Origin of the sequence: Brevundimonas sp. (assembly GCF_047617075.1) — a bacterium.
Lineage (GTDB): Bacteria > Pseudomonadota > Alphaproteobacteria > Caulobacterales > Caulobacteraceae > Brevundimonas.
Genome location: NZ_JBLGCI010000007.1, coordinates 1 through 23,985, shown reverse-complemented (window position 1 = coordinate 23,985; position 23,985 = coordinate 1). Strand labels below are relative to the sequence as shown.

Genomic DNA, 23,985 nt, shown 5'->3' with positions numbered 1-23,985 from the left:
CGGCTCGGGGCGTCTGCTGTTCGGCAGTATCCCTGCGTCAATCCTGATGACGTGACCTAGAGGTAGGCGCCTGCCTGCCAGGGGACGAACTCGTTGTCGCCGACGCCCAGGGCCTCGGACTTGCTGGGTTCGCCCGAGGCGACGGCGAGGATGCGGGCGAAGATGAGATCGCCCATCTCGGTCAGGGACGCGCCGGTCAGCACCGGCGAGGCGTCGATGTCCATGTCCTCATCCATCCACGAGGCCAGTTTGGCGTTGGAGGCGACCTTGATGGACGGGGCGGGCTTGGCGCCGAACACCGAGCCGCGCCCGGTGGTGAAGACGATCAGATTGGCGCCCGAGGCGATCTGGCCTGTGGCCGAGCAGGGGTCGTAGCCGGGGCTGTCCATGAAGCTGAGGCCCTTGGTCGTCAGGGGCTCGGCATAGCCGATGACGTCGTTCAGGGGCGTGGAGCCGGACTTGGCCACGGCGCCCAGAGACTTCTCCAGAATGGTGGTCAGGCCGCCCTTGAGATTGCCGGGTGAGGGGTTGTTGTTCAGCTCCATCTGGTGCCGCTCGGCGTACTCGCGCCACCAGTCCAGCCGGGCGTTCAGACGGTCGGCCACCTCCTGCGACGCCGCCCGGCGCAGCAGCAGGTGCTCGGCGCCCCATATCTCGGGCGTTTCCGACAGCATGGCCGAGCCGCCATTGGCCACCAGACGATCCACCGCCGCGCCCAGCGCCGGATTGGCGGTGACGCCGGACCAGCCGTCGGAGCCGCCGCACTGCAGGCCTACGGTCAGGTGTTCGGCGGAGACGGTCTGGCGTGTCGCCTTGGCGGCCTCGGCGATCATCTCGCGGACGATGGCCTGGCCCTGTTCGATGGCGCGGGACGTGCCGCCCGCCTCCTGAATGGTCATGGCGCGCAGGGCAGGCCCGGCCTGAAGCCCCTCGCGGGCCATGAAGTCGGGAATCTGGTTGGCCTCGCAGCCCAGCCCCACCACCAGAATGCCCGCGAAATTGGGATGGCGCGCATAGCCCGCCAGGGTGCGCTGGAGCAGGGTGACGTCCGGGCTCATGGACGCGCCGCCGCAGCCGCCCTGATGGGTGAAGGCCACCACGCCGTCGACGCCGGGATGGTCCTCCGGCCGGAAGCTGTCGGCGATGCGCCGGGCCACGGTGGCCGAGCAGTTCACGCTGGTCAGGACGCCGATGTAGTTGCGAGTGCCGACGCGGCCGTCGGCGCGCACATAGCCTTGGAACGTGGCGCCGGGCTGGACCGTGACGGGGCGGGCGTCCACGCCGATCTCGGCGTCGCGGCTGTCGTCGGCCATGACCAGATTGTGGGTGTGGACGTGCGATCCGGCCGGGATGGCGGCGCGGGCCCGGCCGATGACCTGACCGTATTTGCGCACGATGGCGCCCTCGGCGATATCGTGGCGGGCGACCTTGTGGCCCGCTGCGACGTCATCGCGCACAGGCGTGGTGAGCCCGCTCGGGTTCGAACCGGCCGCCAGATCCTCGAGCGCCACGGCCACGTCGTCGGCGGGGTTCAGGATCAGGACGCGGCTCATGACTTTGGCAGGCTTTCCACGAAGGCTTCCACGGCGCCCTGTGCGCCACGCTCGACAAGACTGAGATGGGCGTCCGTGACCGCCTTCGCAAACCGCGCGTCGCCAGCGAGGGCGGGCGGGAAGACGGCGGACAGGGTCAGCAGGGCGGCCACGCGGGCGCGGGAATCGCCGCCGCCGGCCACCAGACGCGCCGTTTGGGCGGCCAGCGGGTCGTCCACGGCGAAGGCGTTGCCGGCGTCGTCCACGCCGTCCTGCCAGCGCATCCAGCCCGCCACGGCCAAGGCCAGGGCGTCGATGGGCTGGTCCTTGTCCAGACGCGCGGCGCAGGCGGCCAGCAGGCGCTGGGGCAGCTTCTGGCTGCCGTCCATGGCGATCTGGACCGTGCGGTGCTGAAGCGCGCTGTTGGTGAAGCGGCGCATCAGCTCGCCGCGATAGGCGGCCACGTCCAGCCCCGGCGGCGGGGACAGGGTGCTTTCAGCCTCGTCCCAGAGGGCTTCGACAAAGCGGGCGTAGGCGGGGATGGCCACCACCTGATCCACGTATTGCAGGCCCGCCAGACCGCCCAGATAGGCGATGGCCGAATGGGCGCCGTTGAGAAGGCGCAGCTTGGCGTCTTCCCACGGCGCCACGTCGGCGGTGATCTGGACGCCGAGGGATTCGAAATCCGGGCGCGGGCCGGCGAAGCGGTCCTCGATCACCCACTGGGTGAAGGGCTCGGTCTTGACCATGCCCTGATCGGCGACGCCCAGCAGGGCCTCGTTGGCGGCCACGTCGGCGGGCGTGGTGGCGGGCACGATGCGGTCCACCATGGTCTGGGGGAAGGCGCCCCGGGTCTCGATCCAGTCGCGCAGGTCCGGGTCGATGCGGCCGGCCATGTCCAGCACCGCCTGACGGATGCGGGCGCCGTTGTGGGGGACGTTGTCGCACGAGACCACGGTGAAGGGCGGCAGGCCCGCGGCCTTGCGCGCGGCCAGGGCGGCGGTGACTAAGCCGGGGGCGGTGCGGGGCGCTGACAGGTCGGACAGGTCCGCCGCCACATCCGGGTCACCGGTCATCAGGGCGCCGGAGGCCGGGTCGAGGCGGTAGCCTTTCTCCGTGACGGTCAGGGTGACCATATGCACGTCCGGCTGGGCCATGGCGGCCACCAGGGCGGCGGGGTCTTCGGGCGCCACCAGCACCGACTGGATCGCGCCGATGATGCGCACGTCGCGCCGGTCGCCGTCACGGACCACGACGCTGTACAGGCCGTCCTGCGGGTTCAGCTGATCCCGCACCCCGGGCGAGCGCAGGGAGGCGCCCAGCACGCCCCAGCGCAGGTCGCCCGCCGCCAGGGCGTCATCTAACACCACCGCCTGGTGGGCCCGGTGAAAGGCCCCGACGCCCAGATGCACCACGCCGGTCTTCACCGCCGCGCGGTCGTAGGCCGGCCGCGCCACGGCCGGAGGCAGGGCGCCGAGGGACGCCTCGGACAGTCTCTGGGTCATCGCATCAGGTTGAGCAAGGTCAGGGAGAAGGCCGGCACATAGGTGATCAGCATCAGCGAGACGATCAGGGCCAGATAGAACGGCCACATGGTCTTGACCGCGTCCTCGACCCGGATCTTGCCCACGGCGCAGCCCACGAACAGGACCGACCCCACCGGCGGGGTCACCAGTCCGATGCCCAGGTTCAGCATCAGCACCATGCCGAACTGCACCGGATCCATGCCCGCCTCCATGGCCACCGGCAGGAAGATGGGCGAGGTGATGACGATCAGGGGCGCCATGTCCATGAAGGTGCCCAGCACCAGCAGGATGACGTTGATCATCAGCAGCATGATGATGGGATTATCCGACACCATGCGCATCAGGCTGGCCAACTGGTCAGGCGCCTCGTTCAGGGCCAGGAGCCAGCCGAAGGCGGCCGCCGAGCCGATGATCAGCATGACCATGGCCGTGGTCTTCACCGCGTTCATGGCGGCGGTGACGAAGCCGCGCAGGGTCAGGGTGCGATAGACGAGGAAGCCCACCACCATGGTGTAGATCACCGCGACGGCCGAGCTCTCGGTCGGAGTGAAGACCCCGCCCAGAATGCCGCCGAAGATGATCACAGCGGTCAGCAGACCCGGAATGGCGCCGGCGAAGGCGCGGGCGAAGGCGCCCCAGCCAGGGAACTCGCCGCGCGGATAGCCGCGCTTGAGCGCCACCAGCCAGGCCACGACCATCAGGATCAGGCCGGTGACCAGACCGGGCACCACGCCCGCCATGAACAGGTCGGCCACCGAGATGGAGACGCCCGCAGCCGCCGCATAGATGATCATGTTGTGCGACGGCGGGATCAGCAGGCCGGTGACGGCCGCCGTGGTGGTGACATTGACCGAGTAGTCGGCGTCATAGCCGCGCTTCTTCATCATGGGGATGAGCGTAGAGCCCAGGGCCGAGGCGCTGGCGATGGCCGAGCCGGACACGCCGCCGAACATCATGGAGGCGCCCACGTTCACCGGCCCCAGACCGCCGCGGATGCGCCCGACGGCGGCGTTGGCCACCCGGACCAATCGCTCGGCGATGCCCGCCTGTTGCATCAGGTCGCCGGCGAAGATGAAGAAGGGAATGGCCATCAGGGCGAAGACGTTCACCCCCGACGCGATGCGCTGGAACGCCACCAGCGGCGCGATGTCCATGTAGATGAAGGTCACCAGCGAGGCGATGCCCAGAGCGAACGCCACCGGCACGCCCAGGACCAGCAGGACCAGCAGGGTGAGGAGAAGAAGCGTCAGCTCCATAGGGGTTCGACCTTTCCGCCTCGGGCCTCGGCGATCAGATGTTCAACGGAAAAGAAGACGATGAGCCAGCCGGCGATGGGCAAGGGCAGGTAGCTGAAGCCCCGCGAAATCCCCAGGGTGGCGATCTCGATCTCCCAGGTGCGGATCACCAGCTCGCCGCCCCACACGCCCATGGCCGCGCCGAAAGCGCCCACCATGAACAGGGAGAAGGCGCGCGACAGCCTGGCGAGGGCGGGCGGCATGGCGTTGGTGGCGGCGGTCATGCCGATGTGGAACTGCTCGCGCACCCCCACGGCGGCGGCCAGCAGGATGAACCAGACCATCAGGGCAAGGGAGGCGGCTTCGGCCCATGCGGGCGAGTCGCCCAGCACATAGCGGGCGAACACCTGCCAGCCGATGACGGCGGTCATGACCACCAGTCCGGTAGCCGCGAACACCAGCGTCACGCGGCTGATCCATCGGGAAACGGCGGCGAGAAGAGACAGCATCGGCTACTCCATGGCCTGGATGTCGCGGACCAGCCGCTGTTGCAGCGGCGTGGTGATGAAGCGCTCCCAGACCGGCTCCATCAGGGCGCGGAAGGGCTCCACGTCCACGTCCTCGATCAGCTCGCATCCGGCGGCGATGACGTTTTCGCGGGACGACGCCTCGCGCGCATCCCACAGCTCGCGCATGTAGGGCACGCTCTCGTCGGCGCATTCCATGACCAGATCGCGGTCGGCGGGGGTCAGGCGGTCCCAGGTGCGCTGGGACATGACCAGCGCTTCCGGCGCCATGACGTGGCCGGTGGCGGTGTAGTAGCGCGCCACCTCGTGGTGACGGGTGTCGTCGTAGGACGGCATGTTGTTCTCGGCCCCGTCCACCACGCCCTGCACCAGCGCCTGATAGACCTCGCCGAAGGGAATGGGCGTGGGGTTGGCGCCCAGGGCGCGGACCATGGCCACATAGAGGTCCGACGGCTGCACCCGGATCTTCATGCCGGCCAAATCCTGCGGCGTCCGCACCGGGCGCAGGCGGTTGTAGAAGGAGCGCTGGCCGGAGTCGTAGAAGCACAGGCCGATCAGGCCGTGGGGACGCAGGCTGTTCAGGATCGCGCGGCCGGGCTCGCCGTCCAGCGAGCGGCGCATGTGGTCCGTCGAACTGAACAGGAAGGGCAGGGCGGGCACGAAGGTGGTGGGCTCGATCACGTTCAGCGGCGCCAGATTGACCCGATTGACGTCCAGCCCCCCGAACATGGTGATCTCAAGGGTGTCGCCCTCGCCGCCCAGCTGGCCGCCGGGATAGTTGCGCAGGCGCAGGCGGCCGTCGGTGCGTTCGGACAGCCGCTCGCCGAAATGGTCGACGGCCTGGACGGTGGGATAGCCGGCGGCGTGGGTGTCGGCGCCGCGCAGGGGACGCTCGCCGATCTCCTGGCTGCAGGCCGCGGCCCCCAGCAGAAGGGGCGCGGCGAGGGCGGCGCGTCGGGTGGGGTTTAAGGTCAAAGCTTGTACGCCTGTTTCACGAGGTCATAGGTCAGGGCGCGGGCCACGCCGTGGGCCTCGTCCTCCTCCAGCCGGTGCTCGACCACCAGCCGGGCCAGGAAGGCGCAGTCCATGCGCCGGGCCACGTCGTGGCGGGCCGGGATGGACAGGAAGGCGCGGGTGTCGTCGTTGAAGCCGACGGTGTTGTAGAAGCCCGCCGTCTCGGTGGTCTGCTCGCGGAAGCGGCGCATGCCCTCGGGGCTGTCGTGGAACCACCATGACGGACCCAGCTTCAGCGCCGGATAGTGACCGGCCAGCGGGGCCAGCTCGCGGGCGTAGACGCTCTCGTCCAGGGTGAAGACGATCATGGAGAATTTCGGGTCGGAGCCGAAGCGGTCCAGCAGCGGCTTGAGCGCGCGCACATAGTCGGTGCGGGTGGGGATGTCGGCGCCCTTGTCGCGGCCGAAACGCTCGAAGGCCCAGCCGTTGTGATTGCGGAACGAGCCGGGATGCAACTGCATCACCAGACCGTCCTCGGTGCTCATGCGGGCCATCTCGGTGAGCATCTGGCCGCGGAACAGTTCGGCGTCGGCGGGCTCGAAATGGCCCGACACGATCTTCTCGAACAGGGCCTTCGCGTCGGCGGCGGGCAGGTCGGCGGTGAAGGCGGTGGGGTGGCCGTGGTCGGTGGAGGTGGCGCCCATGGCGGCGAAGAATTCGCGCCGGTTCTTGAGGGCCGCCAGATAGCCCTCCCAGGTCAGGGCATCCTCGCCGGTGATCGCGCCCAGCTGGACCAGATTATCGCGGAAATCCTCGTAGTCGGGGTCCAGCACCGGGTCCGGGCGATAGGCGGTCAGGACGCGGCCCTTCCAGCCGGACTCGCGGATGGTCTTGTGGTGCTCAAGCCCGTCCAGCGGGCTTTCGGTGGTGGTGATGACCTCGATGTTGAACCGCTCGAACAGGGCGCGGGGGCGGAAGTCGTCCTGCCCCAGCTTGTCGGCCATGACGTCGTAGTAGTGGTCGGCGGTTTCGGGCGTCAGCCGCTCGGTCAGGCCGAACACTTCGGAATAGACCCAGTCATGCCAGATGCGCGACGGCGTGCCCCGGAACAGATGATAGTGCGCGGCGAAACGGCGCCAGATGGCGCGGGGATCGGTCTCGACCGGGCCGCCGTCGGCGCGCGGCACGCCCAGGCTCTCCATGGACACGCCTTGGCTGAACAGCATGCGGAAGACGTAGTGGTCCGGCGTGATCAGCAGCTCGGCCGGGTTGGAGAAGGACTCATTGCCGGCGAACCACGAGGGATCGGTGTGCCCGTGCGGGCTGATGATCGGCAAATCCTTCACCTCCGCATACAGGCGCCGCGCCACCGTGCGGGTGTCGGCGTCGGCGGGGAACAGGCGGTCGGGGTGCAGGCTGAGCTTGTGGGTCATCGGTTCATACGCGGCGGGATAGGGGAGCATGGAAGCGATCGAGCATGCGGACGGACGGCAAGCCATGAGCCTGACCGCCACGATGCGTCGTCGCTGAACCTGTGATCATCATTCGAGGCGACCCGGTTTCATCCCATGATGCGGAGAGCCGTTTGAAGCGTCGGCGCTCTCGTGAATTGTCGCCATAGTTTCCGCAATCGCGCCGCTTGTCCACCGGTGGCGGCGAAAGTTTGCCACCGGTGTCATATGTTGACACTATGGGGTTGTCCAAAGCTCCCCTGGCGGAGCAGCATTGCACGAAGGGGCCGCAGAGCCTCGTTCCAGAACCGACCCCGGAGGAGTTCCACCATGTCCATTTCCCGCCGCGCCTTGATGTCGGCCTTCGCCGCAACCACTGTCGTCGCCGGCATGGGACGCGCCGCCTGGGCCCAGGGCGGGCCGAACGCGGCCATTCTGGACGCGATGAAGCGGGCGACCCGGTTCATGGTGGAGGAGGCTGCCGTCGGTGGGGGCTATGTCTGGTCGTATCTGCCGGACTTCTCGCGGCGCTGGGGCGAGCTGGAGGCGTCGCCGACCATGATCTGGATCCAGCCGCCGGGCACCGGAACCATGGGGCACCTGTACCTGGACGCCTATCACGCCACCGGCGACGAGTTCTATTACCGGGCCGCCGAGGCCGTGGCGCGGGCGCTGGTGGGGGCGCAGCTGCCGTCGGGCGGGTGGAACTACGTGCACGACACGGCCGGTCCCGAGGCCGAGCAAGAGTGGTACGCCACCTATGGCGCCAACGCCTGGCGCATGGAGGAATTCCAGCACTATATCGGCAACGGCACCTTTGATGACGCGGGCACGTCCGAGGTCTCGCAGTTCCTGCTGCGGCTGTATCTGGAGAAGCGGGACGAGACCTGGCGCGCGCCGCTGGACAAGGCGATCCAGTTCGTTCTGGACGCCCAGTATCCCAACGGCGGCTGGCCCCAGCGTTATCCGTTCGTGGAGGACGCCCTGGACGGGCTGGACGACTACACCCGGCACATCACCTTCAATGACGCGGTGGCGGGCGAGAACCTGGAGTTCCTGATCTTCTGCTACCAGACCCTGGACCGGCCGGACCTGCTGGATCCGATCCGCCGGGGCATGGACATCTATCTGGAGACGCAGCAGCCCATGCCGCAGCCGGCGTGGGGCCTGCAGCACTATGCGCACGATCTGACCCCGGCGCCGGCCCGCAGCATCGAGCCGCGCGCCTTCGCCACCCACACCACCGCGGCGAACATCGAGTCCCTGATCGGCTTCTATCGCCTGACCGGGGACCGCAAATATCTGGCGCGGATTCCCGAGGCCATCGACTGGCTGGAGTCGGTCGCGGCGCCGGCCGACATCCGTCCCGCAGGGCGGACCCACCCCACCTTCATCCAGATGGGCAACGGGCGGCCGCTGTACATTCACCGCCGGGGCTCGAACATCGTCAACGGCTGCTACTACGCCGACGAGAATCCCAATGACACGGTGATCCACTACGGCTCGTTCCGGGCGGTGGACACAGACGCCCTGCGCGCGGCCTATGAGGAAGCCGCCGCCCTGTCGCCGGAACAGGCCTCGGATGGATCGCCCCTGCTGGCGCCGGCGGGCAGCGCCAGCCTGCCGCGCTATTTCACCCTGTCGGACATCGAGGTCTCGGACATGAACAGCGCGGGCTACGACGTGGACGCCGCGACGCCGGAACAGGTGGCCGCCGTGGTCGAGGGTCTGAACGAGGCCGGATGGTGGCCCACGCCGCTGACGGCCACCAGCAATCCCTACATCGGGCCGGGCCCGGAAGAGGTTCAGCCGGGCGAGTTCCGCCTGACCCGGGTGGGGGACAAGTGGGACACCTCGCCCTGGGTCACCGACTTCCCCGAGGAGGGCATCTCCACCGGCGTCTACATCCGCAACATGGGCGTGCTGATCCGGGCGCTGGGCGCGGAATAGGGTCTGTCAGGTTCCGTGGTTGGTCTTTCGGGCGCTCCTGCCGTAACGTCGGTCTGTCAAGGATTGCGGGAGGACGGACCATGGGACCGCTTCACTGGATCGGACTGGGCGCGGGCGGGCTGATGCTGGCCCTGGCGGGCGCATCGCCTGCGGCGGCCCAGTCCTTGTCGGACGGGGATTACGACCGCTGCGCCGTCTATCGCGGCGGCGATTTCCGTGGCTATGACAGCGTGTGTCTGGAGCGGCGCCGGGCCGCCCTGCGCCACTACCGCAACGACGATGGTTACGGCCATGGGCGTCGGCGGGAAGGATTCGATACCGATCGCTACTCCGGGGTCTATTTCTGTCCGCCGCAGGCCAACTACGGGCGTGGCTATGTTCGCCTGAACGGATACGGGACCGTCGACTCGCCCATCAACGGCCGGTCGTGCACTCCACGGGACATGAGTTATCGCGGTACGGGGTATTACTGAGTTGCGGGCGGCCCTCATGGCGCTGGGTTTGCTGACGCTCGCAGCCTGCGAGCGCGAGCCGGAGGTGCGGCGGCTTGATCCGCCGGTCCCGGCAGACGTGGACGCGCAGGTGGCTTTGAACGAGCCCGGGCACAACCTGACAGTGGCGGCTGGGGAGCGTTTCGCCGTGGTGACCGAATCGAACTTTTCCTGGCGCGAGGCGGAACGGTCGGCGGGTCTCGTGCCGGTCACGGAAACTGCCGGGGCGACGGACACCAACCAGACCGAACGCGGCTGGACAGGCGGGCCCTATTGGCGGGTGTTCGTCTATGAGGCGCGGGACACCGGTGAGCAGGGGCTGACCTTCGAGGAAGTCAGGGAGTGGGAGCCGGACGGCGTTCTGGACACCCGGCGGGTCGCCGTCATGGTCACGACGGAAAACGCCAGCCCAGGACGTGCTGAAGGTCGCTGACGGCGTCTTCGGCCTTGCCCCTGACCACAGGCGATGGATCGGTCAGGGCCGCCTTGACGATAGGGGTCACGACAGCCTCGTCCAGTTCGCCGGTCGTGCGCGCCAGATGGCCGAATCCGAGAATGGCGTTGCCGCGCACCCATTCGTCCGGATGGGTCGAAAGACGACAGCAAACGTCAGCCGCCCAGGCGGCGTCCGGCGGGTCCATGGAGACGACGACGGGCGCATAGGCGAGGTCGGCAGGGTCATCGGCGGCGATGACCCGTTCCACGTCCGCCTTCGTCCATCCGTCCCTGAACGGTCCCATACACCCCTCGAAAGCCGTTCGCCCGGAGCACGAGGCCCCGGGCGAAGAAGATCAGTCTTCCTTGATGTTGTCGACGCCCTCGCCGAAGGCTCCGGCCGGGGAGCTGATGGTGGTCTCCTCGGTGATATCGATGCCCTTGGCCAGCTTGGAGTGCCAAAAGCCGTAGGCGGCGTAGATCACCGCGCCGATGGCCGCATAGCCGCCCAGCAGCATCAGTGGCAGGGGATTGTCCTCGGCTGCGTGCTGGAACATGGGGATCAGGTTCTGGCTGGCCAGGAACAGGCAGGCGCAGATGCCGAGGAACGCCGTCACCACGCCGCCGGGGACCTTGAACGGACGCTCCATCTCCGGGTGTCGGATGCGCAGCATGATGACGCTGAAGCAAACGATGGCGAAGGCGGTCGCGGTGCCCAGCGAAACCAGATCGCCGAGGATCGAGATGGGCAGGAACGCTGCAGCGATGGAGATCAACACGCCCAGCACTATGGTGCCGATCCAGGGCGTGCGGAACTTGGGGTGGATCAGGGCGAATGCGCGGGGAAGCAAGCCGTCGCGCGCCATGGTGTAGAACACCCGCGTCTGGCCGTAGCACAGCACCAGCATGACCGAGCTAAGGCCCGTGATCGCGCCGATCTTGATCAGGAAGCTGATCAGGTTCAGCTCTCCGCCCGGCGCGCTCGCAAGCGGGATGTCGGCCCAGGTCAGCGCCATACGGTCGATGGCCACGGCGATGGGGGCGGGCGAGGCCAGCTCCAGATAGGGCACCACGCCGGTCATGACGGCGGCCACGGCCATGTAGATCAGGGTGCAGACGAACAGGGCGCCGAGAATGCCGACGGGGACGTCCCGGGACGGGTTCTTGGCCTCCGCCGCGGCGGTCGACACCGCCTCGAAGCCCACATAGGCGAAGAAGATGATCGCCGCGCCCCGGAAGATGCCGCCGACGCCGAACTGGCCGGCGACGCCGGTCGGCTCGGGGATGAAGGGGATCCAGTTGTCCGGGTTCACATAGCTGATGCCCACGCCGATGAAGGTCAGCAGCACGATGATCTTGATGACCACGATGGCGTTGTTGATGTTGGCGGACTCGCTGACGCCCAGCACCAGCAGGCCGCACACCGCCGCGATGCCGATGGCGGCGACCAGATTGAAGGTGCCCGTCATGGGGAAGCTGTAGGCGCCCACGTCCTGAACCATCTGGACCAGCGGGGTGGCCCACTGGGGCCCCTCGCCGCCGGGATAGGCGATGGTCGGGAATAGCTGCTGACTGATCCCGAAGTCGCTCAGGATCGAGACCACATAGCCGGACCAGCCGACCGCCACAGTGGAGGCGGCTACGCCGTATTCCAGCACCAGCAACCAGCCCATTATCCAGGCGAACACCTCGCCCAGGGTGCCGTAGGCGTAGGTGTAGGCGGAGCCGGACACCGGCATGGTGGAGGCCAGTTCGGCGTAGCACAGGCCCGCCAGGGCGCAGGCGATGCCGGCGATGACGAAGGACAGCATGATGGCCGGCCCGGCGTTGGCCGAGGCCACCTGTCCGGTCAGCACGAAGATGCCGGCCCCGATGATGGCGCCGATGCCCAGGCTCATCAGATTGATGGGACCCAGAGTCCGTTTCAGCTCGCTCTTTGCGGCTTCTTTCTGGATCTGGGCGATGGATTTCTTCAGGAACAGGCGATTGCCGGTCCTGGGCGACGGGGCTGCGCTCATGCAGGGTGATGCTCCACGCGGGCGGTCCCGATTGACGCCGTTCGCGCTGGACGGGGACGCTAGTGCGGGTCCCGTGTTCACGCAATCGTCATTTACGAACGCCGTTCCTTTTCTCTCCGGAGGCGATCGATGCTTCGGAAAGCCTTGATTCACGGGGGGCGCTCCGTAAGGTCCGCCCAAACAGGGCGCCCTCGTGGGGAAGCGGCGCCGATAGGGAATGGGAACACATTCATGGTCGCAACTTCGGCTCCGGGTCAGGCCCGGTGGTCATCGCGCGCCGCCTTCGTGCTGGCCGCCACCGGGTCCGCCGTCGGTCTGGGCAATCTGTGGCGCTTTCCGACGGAAGCGGGGCTGAACGGGGGCGGGGCCTTCGTCTTCTTCTACATCCTGTGCGTGGCGCTGATCGCGGCGCCGCTTCTGCTGGCGGAGACCCTGATCGGTCGCCATGGCCAGCGCTCGACCATCGGCAGCGCCGCCTATCTGGCGCGCCAGTCCGGCGCCAGCCCGGCGTGGAGCGCCCTGGCGATCGTCGGTCTGGTGGCCAACACCCTGATCCTGACCTTCTACGGCGTGGTCGCGGGCTGGGTGATCTATTTCGTCGGCAGCACGGGCATGGACCTGTTCGGCACGATGGCGGCGGGCCAGCCCCTCGCGGGCCTGTACGCCGACAGCACGGTTGAGGAGATCAGCGTGCTGATGCCCAACCTGTTCGCCAATCCGGGTCTGCTGGTGGCTATGCAGGCGGTGTTCGTGGTGCTGACCGTGTGGATCGTGGCGCGCGGCGTGAAGGGCGGCATCGAGGCGGCGGCGGTGTGGCTGATGCCCGCCTTCTTCTTCCTGCTGATCGGCATCACCATCTATGCGGCCATCACCGGCGACTTCGGCGCGGCCCTGACCTTCCTGTTCACCCCGGACTTCGAGCGGGCCTTGCAGCCGGGGGTGCTGAGTTCCGCGCTGGGGCAGGCGTTCTTCTCGCTCAGCCTGGGCGGCGGGGCCATGATCGCCTACGGCGCCTATGCGTCGCGCGATACCAACATGGGCTCCACCAGCGGCATCATCGCCCTGGCCGACACTGGTGTGGCTATCATCGCCGGTCTGGCCATCTTCCCCATCGTGTTCAGCGTGGGCCTGCAGCCCGACGCTGGGCCGACCCTGATGTTTCAGACGCTGCCCGCCGCGTTCCACGCCATGCCGGCGGGCGCCGTCGTGGGCTTCCTGTTCTTTGTGCTGGTGCTGTTCGCCGCCCTGACGTCGTCTGTGTCGTTGCTGGAGATCTCCGTGTCCTGGGTGATCGAGAAGTTCCGCATGTCGCGGGTCAAGGCGTCGGTGATCCTCGGGATCATCGTCTTCCTGGTGGGTCTGCTGTCCGCCTTCTCGTTCAACCTGCTGGCCGAGCAACGGCCGATCCCGTTCATTCCCGGGTTCGAGAACGCGGGCTGGTTTGACGCCATCGACGGGATCACCAGCAAGCTGCTGCTGCCGCTGTCGGGCCTGATCACCGCCCTGTTCATCGGCTGGGTGGCGGACCGCAAGCTGGTCAACGCCGAGACGGGGCTGACCGGCGGGGTGCTGGGCGCATGGCGGTTCCTGATCGCCTGGCTGTGCCCGCTGGCGGTGACGGCCATCCTGATCGTGGGGATGTTCCCCCAACTGCTTGGTTGAGGGGATAGACTCCGCACGTGAAAAAGAGTGCAGCTGGAGCCTGGGGTCTCGCTGTTGTCATCCCGCCGAACCCCGGACTTGTTCCGGGGGGAGAGCGGGGACCGACGGGTGTGATGATTCCCCCGCTCGGACAGCCGTTAGGCTGAGCCGGGCGACGGGCGGCGGGTTGCACCCTTGGCCCGGATCGTCGCGTTGCGCCGTCCGGGCCCGGTGACGAAAGCGCCGGTCCGTCCCGGATAGCGCCTGCGGCGCTTCCGGGATGACAAGGCGTCAGGTGGGTGAACCACCTTCGGACTCCGATGCGAAAAGGAGTCCAACTGTGTAGAGACGGCCCATGCTGCCCATCCATGAGGTTCTCGAGCCGCTGAAGGCGGCGCTGGCCGCGCGCAGTGCGGTGGTCCTGTCGGCGCCGCCGGGCGCGGGCAAGACCACGGTGGTGCCGCTGGCGCTGCTGGATCAGCCGTGGCTGGAGGGGCGCAAGGTGCTGGTGCTGGAGCCCCGGCGGCTGGCGGCACGGGCGGCCGCCGAGCGCATGGCCCAGACGCTGGGCGAGCCGGCGGGCCGGACCGTGGGCTATCGCACAAGGGCCCAGACGAAGGTCAGCGCCGCCACCCGCATCGAGGTCATCACCGAGGGCGTGTTCACGCGCATGATCCTGTCCGACCCCGGGCTGGAGGGGGTCGGGGCGGTGCTGTTCGACGAGTTCCACGAGCGCAGTCTGGACGCCGATCTGGGGCTGGCTCTGGCGCGGGAGGCGCAGGGGCTGCTGCGCGACGATCTGCGGTTGCTGGTGATGTCGGCGACCCTGGATCAGGTGGGGATCGCGGCCCTGCTGGACGACGCGCCCGTGATTGAATCCCAGGGGCGGATGTTTCCGGTGGAGACCCGCTATGCGGGCCGCAATCCGGCCGAGCGGATCGAGGATGCGGTCGCGCGCGCGGTGCGGCTGGCCCTCAGCGAAGAGACGGGATCCATGCTGGTGTTCCTGCCGGGGCAGGGCGAGATCCGGCGCGTGCATGAGCGGCTGGCGCCGCTGGAGAACGACCGGCTCATTCTGGCGTCGCTGTACGGGGCGCTAGACCGGCGGGATCAGGATCGGGCCATCGAGCCGGCGCCGGAGGGCGTGCGCAAGATCGTGCTGGCCACCGCCATCGCCGAGACCAGCCTGACCATTCAGGGGGTGCGGGTGGTGATCGACGCCGGGCTGTCGCGGGTTCCGCGGTTTGATCCGGCCAGCGGTTTGACCCGACTGGCCACCGTGCCGGTGAGCCGGTCCTCGGCGGACCAGAGGCGGGGTCGGGCGGGCCGGACCGAGCCGGGGGTCTGCTACCGCCTGTGGGACGCCGAACAGACCCGGGGCCTGATGCCCCAGCAGCGGCCGGAGATTCTGGAGGCGGACCTGACCGGGTTCGCGCTGGATCTTGCGCGGTGGGGGGCGCGGTCGGTGGACGATCTGGCGCTGCTGGACCCGCCGCCGGCGGGGGCGTTCGCGGAGGCGCGGGCGGTGCTGACGCGGCTGGGGGCGCTGGACGAGGCGGGCGGCCTGACGCCGCACGGGGAGCGGATCGCGGCCATCCCCCTGTCGCCGCGACTGGCGCACATGACAGCCTTCGGGGCCGATGAAGGCGACGCCCTGACCGCCGTGCGCGTGGCGGCCTTGCTCAGCGAACCGGGGCTGGGCGGGGACGACGCGGATCTGGGCGAACGGCTGCGGCGGCTGGAGCGGGACGGGTCCTCGCGGGCGAAGGATGCGCGGGCGCTGGCCGATCGCTGGGCGAAGGCGGCCGGGGGCGGTCGAAGCGGCGGGGAGGTTTCGCCGGGACGCCTGCTGGCCGAGGCGTTTCCGGACCGCATCGCCAAGGCGCGGGGCAAGCCGGGGGAGTATCAGCTGGTGTCCGGGCGCGGGGCGTTCGTGGAGCCCACCGATGCGCTGGCGCGGCATGCGTGGCTGGCGGTGGGCGAGCTGGGCGGGGGACGCGATGCGCGCGACCGCATCCGGCTGGCCGCGCCGCTGGACGGGGAAACCATCGCGGAGGATTTCGCGCGGCTGCTGAGCGTGGAGGATCGGCTGATCGCCGCCCCGTCGGGCCGCCGGGAGGTGCGCCGGGTGACGCGGCTGGGCGCCCTGACGGTGGCCGAGTCTAATCTGGGCGCGCCGGATCGGGCGACCCTGACCGCCGCCCTGATGGGCGAGGTGGAGCGGGCCGGGCTGGATGCCCTGCCGTGGGGCGAGGCGGCGCGGGGGCTGCGGTCGCGGCTGGCGTTCCTGCGGGCGCGGGACGACAGCTGGCCGGACGTGTCCGATGACGCCTTGTGGGTGGCGCGGGAGGCGTGGCTGGCGCCGTTGCTGGATCAGGTCTCGTCGTTGAAGGGGGTGCAGCCGGGGGCGCTGCATGACGCCCTGCGCGGGCTGATCCCGTGGGACCTGCACCGGCGCATCGAGGCCGAGGCGCCGGAACGGTTCACCACCCCGCTGGGGACCGGGGCGGCCATCGACTACGCCGCCGAGGGCGGGCCCCGGGTCGAGGTGCGGGTGCAGGAGCTGTTCGGCATGAAGACCCACCCCGTGGTGGGGGGCGACCGCACGCCGTTGACCCTGGCGTTGCTGTCGCCGGCGCGGCGGCCGATCCAGGTGACGAAGGACCTGCCGGGGTTCTGGAAAGGGTCGTGGGCCGATGTGCGGGCCGACATGCGCGGGCGCTATCCGAAGCATCCCTGGCCCGAGGACCCGGCCAATGCGGACCCCACGAACCGGGTGAAGCCGCGCGGGACGTGATTACGCCGGGCGCGGTTCGCAGCGCACGTCAGTCTTCACCGAGTGGGCGATGAAGCAGTGCTCGTGAGCGTCGTGGTGCAGGGCGTCCAATTGCTCGGTGGTGGGGGCGTCGCCCTCGAACGTCGCCGCCGGGCGCAGGGTGACGACGGTGACCGACAGCTTGCCCTGATCGTTTTTTCCGACCTGGCCTTCGGGCTGGTCCTCGTAGCGCAGGACCTTGAACCCGGCCTTGGCGGCGAGGGCAAGGAACCACAGCATGTGGCAGCTAGAGAGGGAGGCGATGAAGGCCTCCTCGGGGTCCACGGCCGCTTCCAGCGACAGGGGGACCGGCACCACGGAGGGGGAGGAGGAGGCGACCACCTCGACCCCGCCGTCGAACAGCCAGCGGTGGGCGCGGCTGTAGCGGTTGTCGGTGAAGGGCTCGTTCCGGTTTTCCCAGAGCACAGTCAGGGTATGGCTGGACATCAGGTTCCCTCGGTGGCGGCGTAGACCATGATCCCCGTGGCGATGGCCAGGTTCAGGCTGTCGGCGCGGCCGCGCATGGGAATCTTCACATTGACGTCGCAGGCGGCGGCGAGGCGGTCGGTGAGGCCCGCCTGTTCGTTGCCCATGAGGATCAGGGCCGGATGCTCGACCGGGGCGGCGCGATAGTCGTGGCCCGCGTCCAGCCGGGTGCCGATGACGCTGCCGGGCCAGGTTGCGCGCCATGCCAGGAAGGCGTCGGTCGTTGTCTTCGTCACGCTGACGGCAAAAACCGAGCCCATGGTGGCGCGCACCGCCTCCACCGAATAGGGGTCGCAGCAGTCGTCGATGAGGATGACGCCGCCGGCGCCCGCCGCGTCGCAGGTGCGAATGATGGTGCCCAGATTGCCGGGATCGCGCACCTGCTCCAGCGCCACCCAGGCGGGAGCGGCGCGGGGGTTGAGCTTATCGAGCAGGGTGAAGACCTGCTGGAAAACCCCCAGAACTGTTTGAGGATTTTCCTTGCGGGAGACCTTCTCGAGGATGGCGCGGTTGACGGTGATGATCTCGCCGCCGTTCGCCGTGGTGGCCTTGATGGCGCGGTCCAGCAGGGGGTGGGGGCGGGCGTCCTGGCCCACGAGCAAGGTGCGCGGCGCGCGGTCCAAATCCAGCGCCTCGCCGATGAACTTCAGCCCCTCGGCCAGGAACAGGCCGGACTCGTCGCGGCCCTTGCGGGCGTGCAGGGCGCGGATGGCCTTGACCGTGGGATTGGTCAGGGAGGTGATGACCCGTTCGTTCACGAGGCGCTCCACCGGGAGAAGAAGCTGAGGCCGATCTCGGCGCCGCGTTCGCTCTCTTCCGCCAGCGCCAGTTCGCCCCAGTCGATGACGCCGCCGCGCCCCGCCGTGGCCTCGGCGGTCAGGTGGGCCAGGGACAGGCCCGAGATGCGCGCGGCGTAGGCGTTCAGCAGCAGGAACGCGGCGTCGTCGGCCAGCAGGGCGGCGCAGTCGTGGACCAGCTGGGGCAGATCCTCGAACAGCCGCCAGACCTCGCCGGTGGGGCCGCGCCCGTATTTGGGCGGGTCGAGAATGACGCCGTGATATTTCGAGCCACGCCGCACCTCGCGGGCCACATATTTGCGGGCGTCCTCGACGATCCAGCGGATGGGCCGGTCCTCGAGGCCGGACAGGGCGGCGTTCTCTCGGGCCCAGTTCACCGATTTCTTGGAGGCGTCCACATGGGTGACCTCTGCGCCCGCCACCGAACAGGCGAGGGTGGCCACGCCGGTGTAGCCGAAGAGGTTGAGGATTTTGGGTTTGTCGAGTTGGCGAATCCGCCCGTCCAGCCACTCCCAGTTCGCCGCCTGCTCGGGGAAGAAGGCGAGGTGGCGGAAGGGGGTGAAGCGGCTGTTGAAGCGCACGTCGTTCCAGCCCAGCGGGAACAGGTCGACGGCCTTGCCGCGAAAGCTCCAGCGGCCGTCCTCGTCGTCCCCCTCGGGGTCGAACACGGCGTCGGCCTTGTCCCACAGCTCGGGCCGGGTGGGCTTCCAGAAGCACTGGGGCTCGGGGCGGACGACAGTGAAGCGGCCGTAGCGCTCCAGCTTCCGGCCGTCGCCGCTGTCGATCAGGGCGTAGTCGGACCAGCCCGTGGTGCGCAGGGTTTCGGGGGTCGGAGCGATAAGGGGGGCCATGGGGCGGGATTAGGCTGTCAGGCGGCCTGTCGTCCAGTCCGGTGATGCTCGGCGGGCTCATCAGGGACGTGGGTAGTCTTGTCCCAGGCGAAAGGCTGGCGGATCAGCCGCCACAGGGCGTGGACGAAGGCGAGACTGAGCATGGACCAGTAGAGCGGCGCGGTCAGCATGTCGCGCCAGTCGTAGGGAACGCCCGCCCGCCGGGCGCCGACCCAAGCGGACAGCCAGCTGGAGGCGGCTCCGGCGATCAGAACCAGCAGAGCCATTGGCGGCGCGGCGGGCCGCAGCCCGGCGCTGAGCGCGCCGAGGCTGAGGGCGAGCACCATCATGACGGCGAAGGCGTGTACGGCGGCGGAAACCAGGGCGACGCCCAGGGTCAGATTCAGGCTGAGCAAGCCGCGCCAGCCCAGGCCCAAAGGACGGCGCATGTGCACCAGCCAGGTCTGCATGAAACCCTTCAGCCAGCGCGTGCGCTGGGGAAGCCAGGCCTGGAGGTCGCCGGGCGGAGTCTCCCATGTCGGGGTGGTCATGACGCCGAGCCGCCCGCCATGGCGCCAAAGCCGGTAACCCAGATCCGCGTCCTCGGTGACGTTCCACGGGTCCCAGCCGCCGACCTGCCTCAGGACGTCGACGCGGAAATGATTGCTGGTGCCGCCCAGCGGAAACGGCAGGCCGAGCCGGGTCAGGGCGGGCAGGATGACCTCGAACAGGGTGGCGTATTCGGCGGCGAACTGGCGATCCAGAAACGGGCGGAGACGGGCGGGATCGGCGGGCGGACGGATCCGCAAGGGCGCCTGAAGACAGGCCAGATCGGCGGGGCCGGAGGCGAAGCGGGCGGCGGCCTCGCGCAGCTGATCCGGGCCGGGCGCGTCCTCGGCGTCATAGACGGTGACGAGGCCGTCAGTGAGGCGGCCAAGGGCGATGTTCAGCGCGCGGGGCTTGGTCATGGGTGCGCCGGGCGGCGCGACCAGCACCGACAGCCAACCCGGGCGGCCACAGGACCGGGCGGCGGCGATTGTGGCGTGGTCGTCCGCCTCGATGACCAGAAAGCCGCGCAGGCGGTCGGTCGGATAGTCCAGACGGGACAGGCGGCCCACGATCTGGGGGATCATGGCCGCCTCGTGCCTGAGCGCGGCGATGACGGCATAGGGCGGCAGGTCGGTGATCGGTGTGGGTGTGGCGGTCGGGCGGCTGAGGGCGATGGCGATGAGACGCCAGAGGGCGCAGGCTAGGAAAAGGATCCACAGGCTGTGGATCGTGATGGACGCGGCGGCGTCAGGGGTGAAGGCGGTGGCCGCTGCGGCGCCGCCGGCGATCAGCGCCCCGACCAGCATCTGGCCGCCCGTGAGGCCGCGCCTGCGGGCGCTGAGCGCAAGAGGCGGTCCGTGAACCGGCGGCATGTCTGATCCGTCGTGCATGAAGTCCCCCGTCGATGACAGGAAGGCCCGGTTGGCGCCCCGCGTCAAATGCCGCTATTCAGGCCCGGCTGAATCCGCGAGCGAGGCCCATCTTGGTAGAATCCACGTCCGCCGCCAGCCGGTCCGCCCGAAAGCCCAAGGGCGAAGGCCACGCGCGCCGGGCTGAAATCCTCGAGGCGGCGGAGCGCATCTTCGTTGAGCGAGGCTATGACGGCGCCACGATCCGCAAGATCGCGGACGAGGTGGGGCTGTCGTCCACCGCGCTTTACATGCACTTCCGCGACAAGAGCGAAATCTTGGCCGAAATCTGCCGTAGCGCCTTCGCGCGTCTGACGGCGGCCACGGCCGAGGTGCGCAGCGAGGACGGGGCGCCTGAAGCGCGCCTGCGCCGGATGTTGAAGGGCTACGCCGCCTTCGCCTTCGACAATCCCAACGCCTATCGCCTGATCTACATGACCCGTCCGGAAGAGGCCCGCATGGGCGCCGAGACCGCCGCGCGGGAAGTGGGGGGCGAGCTCTACCGGGACTTTCAGGCCGTGGTGAACGAGGCGCAGACCGAGGGTCTTCTTCGAGGCGACGCCCGCACGACGGCCCAGGCCCTCTGGGCCGGGACGCACGGGGTGGTGTCGCTGGTCATCACCAAACCCTATTTCGACTGGGCCGACCGCGAGCAGCTTCTGGCCACGACGTTGGACGCCCTGTTCGAGGGCCTGTTCCGGCGATGACCCGCGCGCGCGGGGCGGCGCTGGTTCTCGGCGTGGTCCTGTTGCTGGCGGGACCGGCGCGGGCCGAGCCCTTGCGAATCCTGTCGCTGGATCAGTGCGCGGATCAGTACGCCCTGGCGCTGGCGCGGCCGGATGACAGGCTGTTCCTGTCGCCCCGCGCCGACGATTCCGATTCTTACATGCGCGAGGCGGCGGCGGAGCACCCCCGGGTTCGCCCCACGCTGGAAGCGGCGCTGATCGCGCGACCAGACGTGGTGGTGCGCTACTGGGGCGGAGAACCGCGCCTGCTTGCGGCGTTGGGGCGGCGAGGCGTGAGGGTGGCGACGATCGAGGACGCTTCGGATTTTGATGGGGTGCGCCGGAATGTGCGGCAGGTCGCGGCGGAGCTGGATCGGGACGCGGAGGGGGCGGCGTTGCTTGAAGACATGGACACGCGGCTTGGGCGCGCCGCCGCCGCAGGCGCCTCGGGGTCGGCCCTGTACATGACGCCGGGCGGGTTCACGGCAGGGGATCAGACGCTGGTGGGGGCGGTGATGCGGGCGGCGGGGTTCACGTCGGCCGCCGAGAGCCCCTGGTTCGCGCCTATCAGCGTGGAGCGGCTGCTGTTCGAACCGCCGGCGCGGTTTGTGCTGGCCTTCTACGAGCGGGTGCGGGCGGACTGGCGCGGCGCCGGCCGGCATCCGGCGCTGGGTCGGCTTATGGAACGCCGGGAGACGGTGAGCTTGCCGGGAAGTCTGATGGGGTGCCCCGCCTGGTTCGCCGCCGAAGCGGCCGAGCGGCTGGCGGTGGAGGGAGCGGAACGATGACCGTACGTCTGTCCCTGTTGCTGGGCTTGGCCATGCTCGTGGCGGCCGGGTTCGCCCTGACGTTCGGCGAGGTCGCGCTGACGGCGGATCAATACCGGCTGGCGTTCTCCGACGCGGGGTCGGTAGAGGCGGAGGTCCTGTGGAACGTCAGGGCCCCGCGCATCGTGTGCGCCCTGCTGGTGGGGGCGGCGCTAGGGCTTTCGGGGGCCGTGTTGCAGGGATTGCTGCGCAATCCGCTGGCGGACCCCGGCGTGCTTGGCGTTTCGGCGGCGGCGGCGCTGGGCGCGGCCTTCGCCATCGTGGTCGGGGGCGCCGCCGTGCCGGGGGCGGTGGCTGTCGCGGCCCTGATCGGCGCCGGACTGGCCGGGGCGGCGCTGGTGATCTTCGCGGCGCGGGTGCGGGCGCCGGAGGCCCTGATCCTGTTCGGGGTGGCCCTGTCCAGTTTCGCGGGGGCGGTGACGGCCCTGATCTTCAACCTGTCGCCGTCGCCCATCGCCTCGGCCGAGGTGATGAACTGGCTGCTGGGTTCGGTGCAGAACCGCAGCTGGGCGGACGCGGCGTGGGTCGCGCCGCTGGTGCTGATATCGGGCGTGCTGGCGGCGTTTGCCTCATCGGGCCTGCGCATGCTGACGCTGGGCGATGAAACGGCGGCGGCCTCGGGCCTGTCCATGGGGCGGGTGCGCACGGCGGCCTTGATCGCGGCGGCGCTGGCGGCTGGCGCAGCCACGGCGGTGGCGGGGGTGATCGGCTTCGTGGGGCTGGCGGCGCCCCATCTGGTGCGCCGGGCGGTGCGAGGTGATCCGGGACGGGTGCTGCTGCCCGCCGCGCTGGCGGGTGGGCTTATTCTGGTGCTGGCCGATCTGGCGGCGCGGGTAACGCCGACGGATCAGGAACTGAAGCTGGGCGTGTTCACGGCGCTGGTGGGGGCCCCGCTGTTCGCCCTGATCGCCTGGCGCGCGGCGCGGGAGTGGCGGCTGTGAGCGCCCTTTCCCTGATCGGAGCCACGGCGCGGCTGGACGGGCGGGGCGTGCTGTCGGAGGTGGATCTGTCGATCCTGCCCGGGGAGGTGGTCGCCCTGACCGGGCCCAACGGCGCGGGCAAGACCAGCGTCATTCGCGCCATGACCGGCGTCCTGCCCCTGTCCGGGGGCGAGGCGCGTCTCGAAGGGCGGCCCCTGGCGGCCTTCGGTCCGCGCGAGCGCGCCGCGCGGCTGGCCTGGCTGCCGCAGGATCGGCGCATCGCCTGGAACATGCCCGCTGTGGAGGTGGCCGCCCTGGGAGCGCCTTTCCTGTCGGGCGCGGCGGCGCGGGACCGGGCGCTGGCGGCGCTGATGGAGATCGATGCGGGGCGGCTAGCCGCGCGGGGCGTAGCCGAGATGTCGGGCGGAGAGCGGGCGCGGGTTCTGTTCGCGCGGTTCCTGGCCACCGAGGCGCCGATCCTGCTGGCGGACGAGCCGGCGGCCGGTCTGGACCCCGACGCGCAACTGCTGGTCATGGATGTGCTGCGCCGCCGGGCCGAGGCGGGCGCGGCGGTTCTGGTCAGCCTGCACGACCTGTCCCTGGCCGCGCGCCATGCCGACCGGGTGGTGGTGATGGATGGGGGCCGGATCGCCGCCGACGGGGCGCCGCGCGAGGCTTTGGCCCCGGAGGTCATGCGCGCGGTGTTCGGCGTCGGCGCCCGTTGGTTGGAGACGCCGCAGGGGCCGGTGCTGAACAGCTGGCGGCTCTGACTTTCAGGCGCTAAAGCGGGATTCATGACCACGAACACTTCCGGCCTCACCCAGCTCGGCGGCGATGTGCGGGGCTTCGATAGCCCCGAGCAGGCCGTTCTGGAGCGCGTGCCCAATCCGCACGCCGACACCCTGTATCTGGCGCGCTTCACCGCCCCGGAGTTCACCAGCCTGTGCCCGGTGACGGCCCAGCCGGACTTCGCCCATCTGGTGATCGACTATGCGCCGGGGGACTGGCTGGTCGAATCCAAGAGCCTGAAGATGTACCTGACCTCGTTCCGTAATCACGGGGCGTTCCATGAGGACTGCACTGTGGCCATCGGCAGGCGGCTGGCCGACCTGCTGGGCCCTAAGTGGCTGAGGATCGGCGGGTACTGGTATCCGCGCGGCGGCATTCCCATCGACGTGTTCTGGCAGACCGGCCCGGCGCCGGAAGGCCTGTGGCTGCCCGACCAGGGCGTGCCGACGTATCGCGGCCGGGGCTGACGCCTGTGAGCGAGGCCCGCCGTCTTCCGCTCGAGGCCTGGGGGCGGGCGCATCTGCTGCGGCTGCAGGACTGGGCCGACCGGCGGCGCGCGACGCGCTGGGGCTTCGAGTT

The 23,985-nt window shown here is 69.5% G+C and carries 22 protein-coding genes; 10 read left to right on the top strand and 12 right to left on the bottom strand.

Annotated features, from left to right (window positions below; translation table 11 throughout):
• Nucleotides 1-56: 56 nt before the first annotated feature.
• Genes ACI8U3_RS09115 through uxaC form a run of 6 tightly spaced genes read right to left on the bottom strand, consistent with a single transcriptional unit; the run spans nucleotide 57 to nucleotide 7,207 of the window.
• Nucleotides 57-1,553 (bottom strand): UxaA family hydrolase, encoded by a 1,497-nt coding sequence (locus tag ACI8U3_RS09115; RefSeq protein WP_415014561.1) that lies wholly within the window; start codon nucleotides 1,551-1,553, stop codon nucleotides 57-59.
• On the bottom strand, nucleotides 1,550-3,037 hold the full coding sequence (locus tag ACI8U3_RS09110) for a mannitol dehydrogenase family protein (protein ID WP_415014560.1): 1,488 nt from the start codon (nucleotides 3,035-3,037) through the stop codon (nucleotides 1,550-1,552). The genes ACI8U3_RS09115 and ACI8U3_RS09110 overlap by 4 nt, the downstream gene beginning before the upstream one ends.
• Nucleotides 3,034-4,314: a TRAP transporter large permease gene (locus ACI8U3_RS09105; protein WP_415014559.1), complete on the bottom strand. Its 1,281-nt coding sequence runs from the start codon at nucleotides 4,312-4,314 to the stop codon at nucleotides 3,034-3,036. Before ACI8U3_RS09105 ends, ACI8U3_RS09110 begins: the two co-directional genes overlap by 4 nt.
• Complete coding sequence (locus ACI8U3_RS09100; RefSeq protein WP_415014558.1) at nucleotides 4,305-4,802, bottom strand: TRAP transporter small permease; 498 nt, start codon at nucleotides 4,800-4,802, stop codon at nucleotides 4,305-4,307. Before ACI8U3_RS09100 ends, ACI8U3_RS09105 begins: the two co-directional genes overlap by 10 nt.
• A gap of 3 nt (nucleotides 4,803-4,805) precedes the next feature.
• Nucleotides 4,806-5,795 (bottom strand): TRAP transporter substrate-binding protein, encoded by a 990-nt coding sequence (locus ACI8U3_RS09095; protein WP_415014557.1) that lies wholly within the window; start codon nucleotides 5,793-5,795, stop codon nucleotides 4,806-4,808.
• Nucleotides 5,792-7,207 carry a glucuronate isomerase gene (gene uxaC, locus ACI8U3_RS09090; RefSeq protein ID WP_415014675.1) on the bottom strand — a complete coding sequence of 472 codons (1,416 nt, stop codon included), beginning with the start codon at nucleotides 7,205-7,207 and terminating at the stop codon, nucleotides 5,792-5,794. Before uxaC ends, ACI8U3_RS09095 begins: the two co-directional genes overlap by 4 nt.
• 348 nt (nucleotides 7,208-7,555) lie before the next feature.
• Here uxaC and ACI8U3_RS09085 point away from each other — a divergent pair, with 348 nt between their 5' ends.
• From ACI8U3_RS09085 to ACI8U3_RS09075, 3 genes are all read left to right on the top strand, one after another.
• Nucleotides 7,556-9,175 (top strand): pectate lyase, encoded by a 1,620-nt coding sequence (locus ACI8U3_RS09085; protein ID WP_415014556.1) that lies wholly within the window; start codon nucleotides 7,556-7,558, stop codon nucleotides 9,173-9,175.
• A gap of 80 nt (nucleotides 9,176-9,255) precedes the next feature.
• Nucleotides 9,256-9,648 (top strand): hypothetical protein, encoded by a 393-nt coding sequence (locus tag ACI8U3_RS09080; protein WP_415014555.1) that lies wholly within the window; start codon nucleotides 9,256-9,258, stop codon nucleotides 9,646-9,648.
• Between the two features lie 16 nt (nucleotides 9,649-9,664).
• A complete protein-coding gene (locus ACI8U3_RS09075) occupies nucleotides 9,665-10,099 on the top strand; it encodes a hypothetical protein (RefSeq protein WP_415014554.1) in 435 nt (144 codons plus the stop codon).
• On the opposite strand, the gene ACI8U3_RS09070 is transcribed toward ACI8U3_RS09075, so the two are convergent.
• Nucleotides 10,056-10,370: a hypothetical protein gene (locus tag ACI8U3_RS09070; RefSeq protein WP_415014553.1), complete on the bottom strand. Its 315-nt coding sequence runs from the start codon at nucleotides 10,368-10,370 to the stop codon at nucleotides 10,056-10,058. The genes ACI8U3_RS09075 and ACI8U3_RS09070 overlap by 44 nt on opposite strands.
• 87 nt (nucleotides 10,371-10,457) lie before the next feature.
• Complete coding sequence (locus ACI8U3_RS09065) at nucleotides 10,458-12,119, bottom strand: amino acid permease (RefSeq protein WP_415014552.1); 1,662 nt, start codon at nucleotides 12,117-12,119, stop codon at nucleotides 10,458-10,460.
• 231 nt (nucleotides 12,120-12,350) lie between these two features.
• On the opposite strand from ACI8U3_RS09065, the gene ACI8U3_RS09060 reads away from it, so the two are divergent.
• On the top strand, nucleotides 12,351-13,781 hold the full coding sequence (locus ACI8U3_RS09060) for a sodium-dependent transporter (RefSeq protein ID WP_415014551.1): 1,431 nt from the start codon (nucleotides 12,351-12,353) through the stop codon (nucleotides 13,779-13,781).
• A 334-nt stretch (nucleotides 13,782-14,115) separates the two neighbouring features.
• Entirely contained in the window at nucleotides 14,116-16,557 is a 2,442-nt protein-coding gene (gene hrpB / locus ACI8U3_RS09055; protein ID WP_415014550.1) for an ATP-dependent helicase HrpB, read from the top strand.
• Here the strand turns inward: hrpB and ACI8U3_RS09050 are convergent, their stop codons facing one another.
• The 4 genes from ACI8U3_RS09050 to ACI8U3_RS09035 are packed head-to-tail and all read right to left on the bottom strand — an operon-like array spanning nucleotide 16,558 to nucleotide 20,127.
• Nucleotides 16,558-17,022, bottom strand: a complete 465-nt coding sequence (locus ACI8U3_RS09050) for an OsmC family protein (protein ID WP_415014549.1) — start codon at nucleotides 17,020-17,022, stop codon at nucleotides 16,558-16,560.
• Nucleotides 17,022-17,819, bottom strand: a complete 798-nt coding sequence (locus ACI8U3_RS09045) for a TrmH family RNA methyltransferase (RefSeq protein ID WP_415014548.1) — start codon at nucleotides 17,817-17,819, stop codon at nucleotides 17,022-17,024. Before ACI8U3_RS09045 ends, ACI8U3_RS09050 begins: the two co-directional genes overlap by 1 nt.
• A complete protein-coding gene (locus tag ACI8U3_RS09040; RefSeq protein ID WP_415014547.1) occupies nucleotides 17,816-18,709 on the bottom strand; it encodes a class I SAM-dependent methyltransferase in 894 nt (297 codons plus the stop codon). Before ACI8U3_RS09040 ends, ACI8U3_RS09045 begins: the two co-directional genes overlap by 4 nt.
• Before the next feature lie 17 nt (nucleotides 18,710-18,726).
• Nucleotides 18,727-20,127 carry a glycosyltransferase family 2 protein gene (locus tag ACI8U3_RS09035; RefSeq protein WP_415014546.1) on the bottom strand — a complete coding sequence of 467 codons (1,401 nt, stop codon included), beginning with the start codon at nucleotides 20,125-20,127 and terminating at the stop codon, nucleotides 18,727-18,729.
• 92 nt (nucleotides 20,128-20,219) lie between these two features.
• Between ACI8U3_RS09035 and ACI8U3_RS09030 the strand changes: the two genes are divergently transcribed.
• Genes ACI8U3_RS09030 through queF form a run of 5 tightly spaced genes read left to right on the top strand, consistent with a single transcriptional unit; the run spans nucleotide 20,220 to nucleotide 23,873 of the window.
• Nucleotides 20,220-20,852 carry a TetR/AcrR family transcriptional regulator gene (locus ACI8U3_RS09030; protein WP_415014545.1) on the top strand — a complete coding sequence of 211 codons (633 nt, stop codon included), beginning with the start codon at nucleotides 20,220-20,222 and terminating at the stop codon, nucleotides 20,850-20,852.
• On the top strand, nucleotides 20,849-21,658 hold the full coding sequence (locus ACI8U3_RS09025; RefSeq protein ID WP_415014544.1) for an ABC transporter substrate-binding protein: 810 nt from the start codon (nucleotides 20,849-20,851) through the stop codon (nucleotides 21,656-21,658). Before ACI8U3_RS09030 ends, ACI8U3_RS09025 begins: the two co-directional genes overlap by 4 nt.
• Entirely contained in the window at nucleotides 21,655-22,638 is a 984-nt protein-coding gene (locus ACI8U3_RS09020) for a FecCD family ABC transporter permease (protein ID WP_415014543.1), read from the top strand. The genes ACI8U3_RS09025 and ACI8U3_RS09020 overlap by 4 nt, the downstream gene beginning before the upstream one ends.
• The gene (locus ACI8U3_RS09015; protein ID WP_415014542.1) at nucleotides 22,635-23,387 is read left to right on the top strand and encodes an ABC transporter ATP-binding protein; all 753 of its coding nucleotides are present in this window, start codon (nucleotides 22,635-22,637) and stop codon (nucleotides 23,385-23,387) included. The genes ACI8U3_RS09020 and ACI8U3_RS09015 overlap by 4 nt, the downstream gene beginning before the upstream one ends.
• A gap of 24 nt (nucleotides 23,388-23,411) precedes the next feature.
• Nucleotides 23,412-23,873, top strand: a complete 462-nt coding sequence (gene queF / locus ACI8U3_RS09010) for a preQ(1) synthase (RefSeq protein WP_415014541.1) — start codon at nucleotides 23,412-23,414, stop codon at nucleotides 23,871-23,873.
• The last annotated feature ends 112 nt before the right edge of the window (nucleotides 23,874-23,985 follow it).